Raw genomic sequence first — 12,412 nt, 5'->3', positions numbered from 1 at the left:
GTCACTTTCCTTTCAGAGAATTGAGAAGATTTGTTGCCGCGCTCAGTGAGGCGGAGAGGTCTGGCGCGACAGCGCTGGGCTTATCGGTCAGGGCAGCGTTATGCGTGCCCCCGCCGACAGCGCGAGGCATGGCGGACTTGAAATTGGCGAAGAGTTCGCGACGCTCGGAGCGAGTCATGCCACCTTTGGCCAGCGCTACATCCATCGCCTTGAGTGCATTGGCCTGGGCAGCGTCTTCTGTCTCGCGCTCCGTGACTTCGGTTGACGACAACAATCCAGTGGCCAGTCCGAGCTCCACGGCACGCTTGCCACGGATGTAGGTCTCGTCGTCCATCAGTTCGGCCATGTCCTCTGCCGACTGCCCGCTGGTCTCGGCATAGAGATCCGCCATCGCGGCGTCGAATTCCTCCATGTCGTCAGCGATGTCGCGCAGGTAATTGCGGTTGCCTGCGAGCCAGGTCCAGCAGTTGTGAATCATGAGAAAGGCGCTGCTGGCCACCTCACGCTTCTTGCCGGCCAGGAAAACAATCGAAGCAGCGCTGGCCGCCATGCCGAGCACCTTAGTGGTGACCTCATGGCTGTGCTCTTGCAGGCGGTTGTAAATGGCAATGCCTTCAAACATGTCACCGCCAGGCGAGTTGATGTAGACAGTGACATCGCGCTCGCCGATAGCCCGCAAGGCGGCATCGATTCGCTTCAGCGTGACGCCCTCGCCATACCAGTCCTCACCGATCACGCCGTATACCGTGATGGTGTCCGAGGTGTTCTCGACGGCCGCCTGGATCGCGGGGTTCCATTTGTCGAGCGCGCGCGGGCTCATCTCGCTGCGCAGGCCGCGAGACTGGATCTTGTGTTTCATGGATTGCTCCCGTGATTTACTTTTCCGGCTGTTGCAGCCAGTTCATCAATGCGGCCCGTGCGGCCTGGCTATCGTTCTGCTTTCCCAGCTGATCCAACGGCACCAGGTTCGATTGAACAGTAAGAACGTCACCGCCGGGCATGTGAGGCATGTTGTCCTTGCGTCGCCCCTCGTTCCGGGTGATGAACCCGTTCTGAGCCATGGTGCTCAGGTACGCGGCGCGCCCGGAGCTGTCTGCCCGCAGGAATGCTTCCAGCGAGAACTCCGAATAGAAATTGATCCGATCCACGGCAGTCAGGCAGCGCTTATTCACGCACTGCTCAATCGGCGCCGTGAAGGACATGATGCAGTAGGTGAGAAACGCGATCTGCTGCTGTTCCAGACCGGTGCCCCAGTTGCTGCCCTTGTCGGTCTTCATCACCATCCATGGGGGGACGCCGAACCAGCGGCATATCTCTTCAACGCTATGCCCTCTCGACTCAAGCAACTGAGCGTCGGCGGGGTTGATACCGATCAACTCCGGCTTGACGCCCTGCTCGAGTACTGGGCTCTTTCCTGCGTTTAGCGCGCCGGAGATCGTCTTCACGTATTCGCGGAACTCAACACGTTGGGCCGGGCTCAACGTCTTGTCTACGGAGAACGCCACCGTAGGCATCATGCCGTTGCGGAAGGTGCTGTTCGCAGCGTCGTCTGCCGACATCGCCGAACCGAACACATCCGCGCCATAACGAATGGCGGAGAGCCCAACCTTGCCGTCTAGGGTGAAGGCTGGGATGTGGAGCATGTCCTGCCGCTTGATCTCGCGGCGTGCGCCCTTTCGTGGCCTGAAGTAGTACCTCAGCCGGTCGTTATCATCGAACTCAAGGTCTACCCTGGACGGCATCAGGAAGTCCAGAGCGATGACGCGGCCGGCCGAGCGATGGATTTCGCAGTAAGCATTGCCCCACAGCAACATCGATGCGACGACTGCTTGCCAGAAATGGAAGGCGGCCATGTCTTCGTTTGGGCTGTTGTGCACCACATCGTACAGCGGGAAATCCCTAGCATTTTCGCGACTACCATCCGGCATCCGCTTGTAGATACTCAGGGGCAAGCCTGCCACCGAAGTCGAGATGATGCGGACGCAGGCCCATACCGTGGAGAGCCGCATCGCTTTGTCCACGCTGACCGACTTGCCGCTGCTGGACTGAGCGCCAGAGAAAGCGCTCCAAAAGCCGCCATCTGAAAGCCTAATCGTCCGGCCCAGCCACTCACTCACGCTGGCTGAAGGCTTGGTGGCCGCAACCCCCAATGCCTGGGATAGAGTTCTAATCACTGATCAGCCCTCGGCGTGGGATCGCTGGTCAGACCTCGGCGAAGGAAGCCGGCGATGCAGAAGAAACTCACCGCTCCCGCGAGCAAAGCCCAGCCTGTACCGGCCAGCACCCATACCCCGGCACAAGCCAGGCAGAAGGCCACCAGAGCGCAGGCGATGAAAATGTAAAGTGCGTTCATGCGATCAACGGGTCCCGAATGCCAGCCATGAAGTTGTCCATTCCCCCGCGGCCTTCAGGATTGAGGCTGATCAGAGAAACGGCGTTGAATGTAGCCATCAGCGGGTCGATCTTCGCCGTGCCAGACGCCTGCTTGGTGATCAAGAAGGCGTTGGCCGACGGCACCCCTTTGGCGTTGCCGCACGACCAGGCCATGAGTGGTTGTCCGCAGTGCAACAGCGTGCCCTCGGCGAGCTTGCGTTCTGTCGTCTTGATCGCGCCGGTGAGCTTCCAGCCCTGGGAGATACCAACGATCTTGTCTTCCTCGACGCCGGCATCGGCCAGAGCGTCGAGAACAGAGCCGATACCCGCGGGGTCGAGTCCAACCTTGTCCAGCAGGCCGGTCTCATTGATGCGTTTGACGATGGCGGCGAACTGCTCAACGTCATCACCAATCCGCTTGACGATGGTGAGATCGCCTATCGCCTCGAGATCCTTGAGTCGGGGCGCCTCCGATTTGCGCCGTTCCAGCACAGAGGGGTGAGCCCAGGCATGGGCCCAATGGAACCACCTGCGCGTGCCGGACTCCCGACCAACAACAGCAAGGCCGAGCAAGTCATCAAGCCCGCCACCGTCACCACCCACATCGATGACTTCGCAGCGGCCAAGGATTTCATCCAGGCTTAGCCAATCGGCCGCCTGTGGCTCCCAGAATTCGGCGCCGACCCAGGCGTCAGACATGAGGGCCAAGCCGATCTCGATGTTGAGGTGCTTTGCCAGGAATCCACGCAGCTCGGCTTCGCCGTCGATCTCGGCCTGCATGAACAAACGCTCAAGCGTAGGACGGTCGACCGAAAACCCCATGTTGGGATTCACTAGGTGAAAGTTCTCAGGCCGCCGGGCCTCGCCACTGTCGATCATCTCCTTGGAGAATTCGTAGATGATCGGCAGGAAGCGGTTGTCGTTGATGCGGCCATCCCGCACGCCGCGTGCGTAGTTCAGCTTCGACCGGAACACGCCGGCCGGTGGCTCGTTCGACTGCGTGGTTAGCCAGATGACGAAGCCTTCAGGCCTCGACAGCAAACCGCCGGTGGCCTCGCGGATCATGTCCGCAGCCTTGGGGTTCTTGCCGAAGAGCCAGGCCTCATCGATCAGCACGCCGACAGCCTTCTTGCCCCCCACCACATCGCTGTCAGCGGCAACCACCTTCAGCGTGGCACCCGTCTCTCGGTGCGTGATCAGCCGAAGGTGTGGCTGTACGTGCAGCAGATCCTTCAGCTCCTCGTCGTTGTTGACCATGTCCTTGGCCGGCACGAAGGCGTTGTCGGCAATCTCCTTGGTCGGCGCGAGGATGATGAACTCAGCCGACATCCGCCAGTTTCGGACCAGCGCCGTCAACATGATCGCGGCGGCGATGGTCGACTTGCTGTTCTTCTTCGGGATGCACAGCATGAACTCCCGAATCAGGCGCTCACCGGTCTCGCTGTTGTAGCTGCCGAACACAGCTCCTGCGAAGGCCAGCACCCAAGGGGCGCACGCACTTGCGATGGTCGGACTGCCCGGGGCGTCGACGATACGCAGTCCCTTGAAAACCTCCAGGCTCTCTTCGGCTTCCTGGGGAAACAGCGGCTCTGGAATGATTGATTCGCTGGCAGCCAGGCGCCGCCACCAGTCGGGGCAGGCTGTAGTCCAAAGCATGTGTCACCCCTTGACGACAGTGAGGGGCGGTTTGCTCTGGGAGTACTTGCCCTTGCCCGCTTCTTTGGCGGCTTCCGCTTTCTGCTCTTTCTTGCCAGCTTCTGCTTTCTTCCCGTGTATGTATGGGACGGCAGTCTGCGCAGCGTTGCGCCGGTCGAAGACTTTTGCCCGGGGCTCGTTCATCAGCGCTAGCAGCCAAACCAGCGGGTCGTCGGTTGACGGCAGGCAGCTCAGGAACTCGCCGTCGGCTTCGTTGACCTCGGCACCGTCTCCAGCGGGCTCATCAGCCTTCGCTTTGCCTCTGCGTTTTTTGGGCTCAGGGTTAACACTGAGCTCTGCCCGGCGAGCCAGAATGGCGGATGCAATCTTCGGGTCGTTGGCCCAGCGTGAACCAGCTGCAGCAGCGGTAGAGGGCTTGCTGCCTGCGGCTTCCGCAGCTTCTTTGTTTGACGCGCCCCGGGCCTTAGCGTCAACAAACTGTCGCTGTTTGTCTGTTAACACCATTAACAAAAACCTTTAGGGGGGAGAAAAATGTCTACGTGGGGTCGGAGGCGGTCTAGCTAGATGAGAATCCCTAGCTTTTGACCCCCCTACACCTTTAGAGGCACGCCATTGACGTGCTTCTGCGCCGCTCGGATGGATTTCGACGGTCCGCGGCTGACTCAGCCGCCCAGGCCAGCTGACTCCTCGGCCTGTTTGACCGAGTCGTGGCAAGGCTTGCAGAGGCTCTGCCAGTTGGCCTGATCCCAGAAGAGAGTCATGTCCCCACGGTGAGCAATGATGTGGTCGACCACCTTTGCGGCGGTCGTGCGGCCGTTCCGCTCGCAGAACACGCAGAGCGGGTGCTCATTGAGGTAATGCTCTCGCGCTTTCTGCCATCGGTAGTCGTAGCCACGCTGAGAGCTGGTCATGCCGCTACGCCAGCTGCCAGGCGTGACCACCTTGACCCGCGAAGTCGCGTTTTCCTTGATACGCGATCCCAGAGTCTTGAGCCTGGCCATCAGCGTACCTCCACCTTAATGCCGCACTCTACCCATCGAAAGACGCGACTCGTCTCCGGCTCGCGGCCGGTTATGTGGGGCATGACAAGGAGCCCGGCAAGGTAGTACTTCAGCCACCAGGACTGGCGGCAGACGATCGTTGCATACACCTTGGCCATAGCCGGTGTTCCTCATCTCTTGTACCAAGTCAACTGGTAGCACCGCGCATCAGGCGGCACCTCGGCGATTGGCCAGCGCAGTCAGTCCATGTGCATGCGCTCTGGCCGCGTGCGGCTGATACGAAGGGTCTGCACCAGGTAGGCAGAGCCGGCTGCGGTGGTGATGAAGTCTCCTACTGCGATGCCGTCGGCGCCGTCCACATAGAGCTTGCAGGATGTGTAAGGTGGTCGCTTCAAAGCCATCCCGCACCTCCTGCCCGGATTGTTCTGCTATTCGCCGCTCCAACCCAGCAACTTGAGCTGAGCATCGATTGCGGCCAGTTCAGTCCTGAAGTGTTTTTCAAGAGACTCAGCAACCGATTGCAGGACACCCTCGTCCTGATAGTCACCGGTGATCATCAACGCAACGCCCTTGCCGCTGAGCACCGTATCTAAGCGCCGCTGCGCTTGGTCGCGGGTGTGGAACAGGCTGTATGCGCAGGCAATCTGCTGTCGATTCATCGGCATCTCCGCGCCACGAAACGGCGCATGTCTATTTTGTGGTACGGCTACGGCGATACCCGGTTGAGAGCCTCATCAGCTTTGTCGGCTGCCTGGTTCGCGGTGGTTGCAGCCTTCGAGGCCTTGGTAGCGGCACTCTCGGCCTTACTGGTCAGCTCATCTAGGCGCTTGTCGCGCTCCGCCATTGCGGCGTCGTAGGCCTCGCGGATCTGCTTCACCTGGTTGGCTTGGGTGCTCGTCATAGCCCAATAGGCCGACTGCCAGCCCAGCACCGCACCGCCGGCAATCAGCACCAAGGCGATGACCCATATCTCAGCCCGTCGCCACCAGCGACGAGCGATGAACTCAATTGCACATCTGTCCATCAGGAATTACCTCCCAGCTTTCCGCGCAGGCGTGCGATCTCCTCGCTTTGGGCGGTGACCTGCTTGGAGAGCTGGCCGACCTGCCCCGTCAGGGCTTCGATCTTGCCCTCCAGGCGGCCAACGGTGGCCATGAGGTCGTTTCGCTCCTTAGCGAACTGATCAGCACGGGCCTCGGCCTGCTTACGAGCATCGCGCTCTGAGTCGAGCAGTTCGTTCAGCCGGCGGACGGTGCCTATGTCGGCATTGTCCATGGCACGGTCAGCAGCATCCTTCGAGAGGAACTTACGCAGCCATAGAAAGCCACCCAGCAATACAGTGCCCGTTCCGCCCAGCCATGTGGCTGTGCCTGGGCCGAGGTCGGTCGGGTCCATCCAGAATCTCCAGAGACAAAAAAGCCCGCACTGGGCGGGCAAGGGAGCTACGCAGAACGAGTTAAATCTGGTGGCTATAGAAGAGCGAGTAGGATTCGATGCCGTCGTTCGGCTGCTTGATGCCGGCGTTGGAGTAATGAAGGGCTCGAATACCCACCTTCTGGGTCTCGCCAATCTTTAGGCCAACGCCGATGCGATCCTCGAAGTTGAAGGAGGAGCCAAAGTCCTGATCACCAGCAGAGGTGCCGGAGAACACCGCAACGCCAATACCCGCCTCAACAAATGGCTTCACATTGCCGCTACCGAATTCATACACAAACACCGGAGCGAACGAGAGCGAGTGAGCACCACCGGAAGCATCTCCTGCCTCCCAATATGTATACCCAGCATCCCAGTAACCGGTTAAACGGCCCGCGCTGCTTTCAAACCAGCTTTTGTCCCAGTTGAAGCCCACGCCTACGCGCGCTGTAAGGCCGCCTTGGCTTGTCGCACCGAGCGCCCCCGACAGCTCAGCTGCTCCGGCGGACGCAGCGAAAAGGGAAAGCGCTGCAGCAGCTAGAACGGTTTTCATAATCACGGTCTTCCATATTTGTTTAGTTAGCAACCTATCAGAATCATAGTGCTATCAAAACGTTCCGCGTTCCAGAAAATAATTCTGCTCGCTCTCGCTAGGGTTGCGCCAGGACTCATGAGGGCCTCAATGGGCCAATAAAAAACCCGGCTTTTTGGCCGGGCTTTGAATGTTTTCGCCATAGGCGAAATTATGACGATGGCGAAATAGTGCCAGAACGCTCCTCAAACCGTCAAGCGGCTAGTTCATCATCCTCATCCCAGCCTCTAATCCTCTCGATCGCAGCCGAAACGGGCTTGAGTGCCTGCCGGTCCAGCTTATCGATTTGCACGCCCAGTCGCTCCCAGATTTCCTGCCAATCACGCGCCCAATTCTGGGGGTTCATCTTCTCTCCTGTCCGCTCTTCAACGAAGAGGCTGACCGCTCCAGGGCCCATTCCCTCGCGGCCTGCCACCAGCAGTTTGTGTGACTGGAGCGCGGCCATTGCCATCCAGTAAGCCCGCTGCTTCTTGCGGTCGGTCAGAGAGTCCAGTCCACTCCCTAGCCAGACCAGGCCATGCGCAATGCTCAGGTCATTCCCATTTGCGATCGGCGAATAGAGAAAGTTACCGAAGTGCCGGAGGCTTTTCGGCAGCGAGTCAACGGCGAGAAGGATCAGCCCAGCGGTGAGCATGTGGATACATTTGGTTTCAGTCAGACGACGTCCTGATCGGGTTTCCTGAACATCCTCGGTGCGGACCTTGTAGACCTTTGCCACCTCTTTGCCGTCATGGTTTTCAAGCATGACCATGATCTTGTTTTCTCCTGATCCGAACTTACGGCCAATCACAGCCGCCTCTGCGGCGACCGCAAGCGCCGAAGGCCGGTCTTCGTGGAGTGCATCGTGCCAAGCCTGGCGAGCGCAAATTACCTTCATGTCCTTCCCCCTCAATCCCCGGTGTAGTTGGTGCCGCCGGCGCCGAGCCGGTTGCTTCCCTGATATGTAGCCTCAGGCCCGGATGCCTGAGGGTTCTTCAACTGCTCGATCTGCCGGAGCGCTGCCCGGAGCCTCATGCTGAGCTGGGTCACCAGTTCATCCAGGGCCAGGGCCTCGCCAGTTGCAGCCACTACCCAGCCCGAGGCGTTGCAGTGGCCGCATGGCAGTTCATGAAACAAGCCCTTGGTGACCGCTCTCCCACGGCACAAAGGGCACTCACCCAACTCGATTACGGCCTTCTTGAATGCTGGGCCGTGCGTCTTCATCAACCGACCACCTTCAGCCCTTGAGAACGCAGCGACTGGTCAGCAACACCCCGGGCCCAATCTGCATCCGGGTCACCCATCTGAACGGGGAATGGGTTGGTGACGCGCAGAGTTTCGAGTGAGGTCTGCCAGCCCCACCAGGCAGATTGAACCTGCGGAATGACGTACTCGTCGTCACCGCCTCGGGTGAGCACCGCCCTGTCAAAACGGCCGTTCCGCTCAAAGCTTTTTGCCTCATATGCCGCCTCAAACTGGACGCGCATCTTGTCGCTGTTCTTCATTTCGAATCCTCGCTAATTACAAATGCGGTAAGGTCGCTCGGTGCCACGTCTGCCGTGGCCTCGGGCGAATTCTGCGAAATTTCAAATAAGGCCTTGGTAAGGCGGTGGATGACGGCGAAGCCAACCCGGTCAAGCCAAGCGTGCCACTTCTCCAGGGCTGCCCGACGCTGCTGCATGGCCTGGGTGTGGATGTAGGTGCTGGCGATCTTGCCCAGCGTGTGGTTCAGCAGCATCTCGCCGATGTGGCCGTCGATGCCGAGGTCGGTCCAGGTGCTGCGAGATACCTTGCGCAGGTCGTGGCTGGTCCACTCACCCTGCCCCAGGCGGGTGAACACCGCGCTGGCCTGGGTCTCGCTCAGCGACAGGCCGTGCCTGTTCGGGAACAGGTACACGCCCTCGTAGCCCTGAGCCTGCTGAGTCGCCCGGTACCGGACCAGCAGCGCCTTCACCTGAGCGGTCAGCGGCAGGCGGTGCTCCGTGCGGGTCTTGGTGTTGGCGGCCGGTATGAACCACTCGGCAGCGGCCAGCGAGACTTCGCTCCAGCGCGCCATCCGGGTCTCACCGATCCGGGTGCCATGGGCCAGCATCATCAGGGCCAGCATGGCGTCGCCCGGGGTCTGCTCGAAGGCCTGGGCCAGCTGCTGCATCAGCTCCGGCAGCTGAACGTCACGCAGGCGGGCTGCCTTGGGCAGGATCTTTGCCTTGGTGAAATCGTTGAAGCGCATCCCGGCCATCGGGTTGCGATCGATCAGGCCCAGCTGCAGGGCCTGGCGGAAGGCAGTCAGCAGCAGCGCGAACATCTGCCGCAGGTAGGACAGCGACACCTCGGCCTGGCATGGCCACATCAGGTGCTTGTCCAGGGCATCGGCATTCACGGCAGCCACGGCCAGGTCATCCAGGCGTGGCTTCAGGTGCTGGGCGATGGCGGAGCGGGCGCCGGCCTTGCGCTTCGCCGACAGTGAGCGATCCCGCGCCATCCGGTCGCCGTACCAGTCCAGCAACTGCCCAACGGTGGCCATGCCCGACACCACCGGCGCAGTGGCCGGGGAGCGCAGCAGGCGCTGACGCAGGGCAGGCAGCTCGGCAATCACTGCCGACACACTCAGTTCGGGCCAGCGGGCGACCGGCACCCACTTCTTGCCGCGCACCAGATGCCAGGTCGCACGCTCGCGGTTGCTCCAGAAACGCAGGTACAGGCCGGGGTGACGCGGGTCGCGCAGATCGCGCACCGACTTGTCGGCAGCCTGCCGGCGCACCTCGGCCTCGCTCAACTTCACTTCACGGGTCGCGCTCATGCGGCCACCGTCGCAGGCAGCAGCAGGTAGGCGCGGATGGCTTCGACGGCGTCGATGTTGCCCCGGCACACGATGGCCAGATAGCCCTGGTCGGCAAGGGCCTGCAGGTAAGCGTCCTGGCTGGGTGAAACCGGCGCATCGAACGGCGGCATGGCCTTGAACTCGATGTACAGGCCGAAATAGCCACCGCGCGCCATCGGCAGCACCAAGTCGGGGACGCCGGCCTTGACGCCCTGCCCCTTCAACTTGGCGGCCACGGCCTTGACCCGATGCCCACCATTCGGAACGTGGTAGATCAGCTTGTAGGCCTGCGGATAGCGCAGTTGCAGCTCCTGCATCAGCGCGGCCTGCTCCTGCCCCTCCCGGTCGACGGGCTTGGCGCGGGCCGCTTTGGCCTTGGACGGGCGAAGGGCGGGTACTGTCATGCGACTTCCTTGCGTGCGTAGCGGGCCGACAACGGCCGCTCGGATTGGCTTGGGGCCTTGACTGGCGGCTGCCAGCTGGCCGAGAGGGTCTCGAAACGGTTGTATTGGCCGAGGAAGGCTGCACGGACGGTGCCGGTTTCGATGTCACGGCCCTTGCCGACAATGATCTCGGCGACACCCTTGAACTCGCTGTTTTCGTGGTAGACCTCATCGCGGTACACGAACAGGATCACGTCGGCGTCCTGCTCGATGGCCCCCGATTCGCGCAGGTCGGAGTTCACTGGGCGCTTGTTCGGGCGCTCCTCGCATTTGCGGGAAAGCTGGCTGAGCAGCACAACCGGAATGCCCAGCTCGCGGGCCAGCAGCTTGCAGCCGCGGCTGATGCTGCTGACCGCTTCAGTGCGGTTGCCGCCCTCGCCGTCCATCAGCTGCAGGTAGTCGACCATCAGGATGTCCAGGCCGTACCGCATCTTGTGCCGGCGTGCCAGCGAGCGGATGCGGCCAACCGTGGCGGCGGCGCGGTCGGCGATGAACAGGTTGGCGTGTTTCAGCTTGGCCGCTGCAGCGCAGAGCTCCGCGCCATGCGACTCACAGGCTGAGCCGTTCTTGATCAGGTTGAGCGGGATCCGTCCTTCAGCGGCGACGGCACGGTCGATCAGCTGACCCTTGCTCATCTCCAGGCTGATGACCAGGCCGGACTTCTTCTGGCGCACCACGGCGTCCAGCACAAAGCCCATGGCCAAGGTGGTCTTGCCCATGGCCGGGCGACCCGCAACGATGATCAGTTGCTCAGGCTGCAGGCCGCCCAGCTTCTCGTCCAGGTCAGCCAGGCCGGTCGAAAGGCCGATCAGCGTCTCGCCGCGTGACAACCGGTCGTGACGCTCCTGCCACACCTCCAGCTGGTCAGCCATCAAGTCGGCGGCCTTCACGATCTCATCGCCGTCACCGCCAGCGTCGATGCCCATGGCCGCCGCCTGCACGGCCGAGATCTTGTCCTGAATGTCGCCACTGCCCTGCACGATCTCCAGGGTGCGGTCGCTCAGTTCGTACAGGGCGCGCTCAATGGCTCGATCCCGAACGATGCCGGCGTAGGTGCCAGCGCTGGCCACGCTCGGGGTGTTGTGGACCAAGGAGGCGCAGTGCCCCAGGGCGCGCTCCCCGTTGTGCAGCACGCCGATTTGGTCGGCGACGGTCAGCAGATCGACGGCCTTGCCAGCAGCGCGCAGAGCCTGGATCCCCCGGAACACCTCGGCGTTCTCGGCGAAGTAGAACGACTCGGGCGAAAGGTCATCGGACAGGGTGTCGATCAGCTCCGGGCGCTGCAGCATGGCGCCCAGCAGACCGTGCTCGGCCTCAGCGTTGTAGGGCTCATGCATGGTAATTGCCCTCCACCACCTTCACGAAGTTGGACGGGGCAATCAGCCAGTCGAACGTGGCGCGGAATGGCTTCGAGCCGTTACGGCCTTCGACCTTGCCCATCAGGAAAGCGGAAATGCTCACCTGGAAGAAGTAATCAGCCCAGAAGCCCAGATCGCGGTGCACGTCGCTTTCGCGCCAGCGGGCCTGCAGGGCACGCTTGCGAGTGTCGTTCAGGATTGCGACTGCTGGCAGCTCAGGGAGAGCCTGGTGGTACAGGTCGACAATGGCCTGGTACGGGCACGACTCCATCGCTGGCTTCTGACGACGAGGTTTCGCTTGAGCGGATTGACCCTCGGCGCCGACGACTACTCCGTCAGGAGTAGTATTTGTATTTCTTTCTTTATTGTGTGTCAGGAACGCCACATTGGACGTGTTAGAAACGCCACACTGTGGCACTTCTTTTGGTTTGTTCGGATGGGTGTTTTTCTTGTCGATCTTCCACTCGCCGACCGGGGCGAAACCGATCGGACTGCGGCTGCCACCGTCGCGGTGAATGACGCCCTGACGAAGCAGCTCGCTGATCGCCCTGGACACGTCTTCGCGACGGATTCCGGACATCTGGGCGATGTACGATGCAGCGATGCAGGCGCTCTCCAGGTTGTAGCCAGCGGTTTGGCGGTGGATTGCCAGGGCGACACGAAGCTCGCGGCCTGACAGATCAGCCCCGATCAGGGCCTCGTACAGGTCGTTGTCCATTCGGGTGAATCCGCTTTTCGGTTGGATAGTGGTGACGATGCTCACACGCCACCTCCGC

General features: G+C 61.4%; 17 protein-coding genes and 1 pseudogene. All 18 read right to left on the bottom strand.

Annotated features, from left to right (window positions below; genetic code table 11):
• Nucleotide 1: 1 nt before the first annotated feature.
• The 18 genes and pseudogenes from ACIQUF_RS00610 to ACIQUF_RS00525 all read right to left on the bottom strand — a co-directional run bounded on the left by ACIQUF_RS00610 (nt 2) and on the right by ACIQUF_RS00525 (nt 12,399).
• Nucleotides 2-859 carry a head maturation protease, ClpP-related gene (locus tag ACIQUF_RS00610; RefSeq protein ID WP_403126829.1) on the bottom strand — a complete coding sequence of 286 codons (858 nt, stop codon included), beginning with the start codon at nt 857-859 and terminating at the stop codon, nt 2-4.
• Nucleotides 860-875: 16 nt separating this feature from the next.
• The gene (locus tag ACIQUF_RS00605) at nt 876-2,174 is read right to left on the bottom strand and encodes a phage portal protein (protein ID WP_403126825.1); all 1,299 of its coding nucleotides are present in this window, start codon (nt 2,172-2,174) and stop codon (nt 876-878) included.
• Entirely contained in the window at nt 2,171-2,353 is a 183-nt protein-coding gene (locus tag ACIQUF_RS00600; protein WP_403126822.1) for a hypothetical protein, read from the bottom strand. Before ACIQUF_RS00600 ends, ACIQUF_RS00605 begins: the two co-directional genes overlap by 4 nt.
• Nucleotides 2,350-4,029: a terminase large subunit gene (locus ACIQUF_RS00595; RefSeq protein WP_403126819.1), complete on the bottom strand. Its 1,680-nt coding sequence runs from the start codon at nt 4,027-4,029 to the stop codon at nt 2,350-2,352. The genes ACIQUF_RS00600 and ACIQUF_RS00595 overlap by 4 nt, the downstream gene beginning before the upstream one ends.
• 3 nt (nt 4,030-4,032) lie before the next feature.
• Nucleotides 4,033-4,533 (bottom strand): terminase small subunit, encoded by a 501-nt coding sequence (locus ACIQUF_RS00590; RefSeq protein WP_403126817.1) that lies wholly within the window; start codon nt 4,531-4,533, stop codon nt 4,033-4,035.
• Between the two features lie 158 nt (nt 4,534-4,691).
• Nucleotides 4,692-5,030, bottom strand: coding sequence for an HNH endonuclease (locus ACIQUF_RS00585; protein ID WP_403126814.1), 339 nt, complete (start codon nt 5,028-5,030; stop codon nt 4,692-4,694).
• 170 nt (nt 5,031-5,200) lie between these two features.
• Nucleotides 5,201-5,431, bottom strand: a pseudogene (locus tag ACIQUF_RS00580) (hypothetical protein).
• A 27-nt stretch (nt 5,432-5,458) separates the two neighbouring features.
• On the bottom strand, nt 5,459-5,689 hold the full coding sequence (locus ACIQUF_RS00575; RefSeq protein WP_403126811.1) for a hypothetical protein: 231 nt from the start codon (nt 5,687-5,689) through the stop codon (nt 5,459-5,461).
• A 47-nt stretch (nt 5,690-5,736) separates the two neighbouring features.
• Nucleotides 5,737-6,054 (bottom strand): hypothetical protein, encoded by a 318-nt coding sequence (locus ACIQUF_RS00570; RefSeq protein WP_403126808.1) that lies wholly within the window; start codon nt 6,052-6,054, stop codon nt 5,737-5,739.
• Entirely contained in the window at nt 6,054-6,425 is a 372-nt protein-coding gene (locus ACIQUF_RS00565; RefSeq protein WP_260777199.1) for a DUF3450 domain-containing protein, read from the bottom strand. Before ACIQUF_RS00565 ends, ACIQUF_RS00570 begins: the two co-directional genes overlap by 1 nt.
• Before the next feature lie 61 nt (nt 6,426-6,486).
• On the bottom strand, nt 6,487-6,996 hold the full coding sequence (locus ACIQUF_RS00560; protein ID WP_236197736.1) for an acyloxyacyl hydrolase: 510 nt from the start codon (nt 6,994-6,996) through the stop codon (nt 6,487-6,489).
• A gap of 232 nt (nt 6,997-7,228) precedes the next feature.
• Nucleotides 7,229-7,912 carry a hypothetical protein gene (locus ACIQUF_RS00555; RefSeq protein ID WP_403126801.1) on the bottom strand — a complete coding sequence of 228 codons (684 nt, stop codon included), beginning with the start codon at nt 7,910-7,912 and terminating at the stop codon, nt 7,229-7,231.
• A gap of 11 nt (nt 7,913-7,923) precedes the next feature.
• Complete coding sequence (locus tag ACIQUF_RS00550; protein ID WP_403126798.1) at nt 7,924-8,241, bottom strand: hypothetical protein; 318 nt, start codon at nt 8,239-8,241, stop codon at nt 7,924-7,926.
• Nucleotides 8,238-8,519, bottom strand: coding sequence for a hypothetical protein (locus tag ACIQUF_RS00545; protein ID WP_403126795.1), 282 nt, complete (start codon nt 8,517-8,519; stop codon nt 8,238-8,240). Before ACIQUF_RS00545 ends, ACIQUF_RS00550 begins: the two co-directional genes overlap by 4 nt.
• Complete coding sequence (locus ACIQUF_RS00540) at nt 8,516-9,814, bottom strand: tyrosine-type recombinase/integrase (RefSeq protein WP_403126792.1); 1,299 nt, start codon at nt 9,812-9,814, stop codon at nt 8,516-8,518. The genes ACIQUF_RS00545 and ACIQUF_RS00540 overlap by 4 nt, the downstream gene beginning before the upstream one ends.
• Nucleotides 9,811-10,239, bottom strand: coding sequence for a VRR-NUC domain-containing protein (locus ACIQUF_RS00535; protein WP_403126790.1), 429 nt, complete (start codon nt 10,237-10,239; stop codon nt 9,811-9,813). The genes ACIQUF_RS00540 and ACIQUF_RS00535 overlap by 4 nt, the downstream gene beginning before the upstream one ends.
• Nucleotides 10,236-11,615, bottom strand: a complete 1,380-nt coding sequence (dnaB, locus tag ACIQUF_RS00530) for a replicative DNA helicase (RefSeq protein ID WP_403126788.1) — start codon at nt 11,613-11,615, stop codon at nt 10,236-10,238. Before dnaB ends, ACIQUF_RS00535 begins: the two co-directional genes overlap by 4 nt.
• Nucleotides 11,608-12,399 (bottom strand): replication protein, encoded by a 792-nt coding sequence (locus ACIQUF_RS00525; protein WP_403126785.1) that lies wholly within the window; start codon nt 12,397-12,399, stop codon nt 11,608-11,610. The genes dnaB and ACIQUF_RS00525 overlap by 8 nt, the downstream gene beginning before the upstream one ends.
• Nucleotides 12,400-12,412 lie beyond the last annotated feature (13 nt).

The sequence above is a fragment of the Pseudomonas sp. NPDC090233 genome (assembly GCF_044772285.1).
Lineage (GTDB): Bacteria > Pseudomonadota > Gammaproteobacteria > Pseudomonadales > Pseudomonadaceae > Aquipseudomonas.
This window is presented reverse-complemented; position numbering and strand designations above follow the sequence as displayed.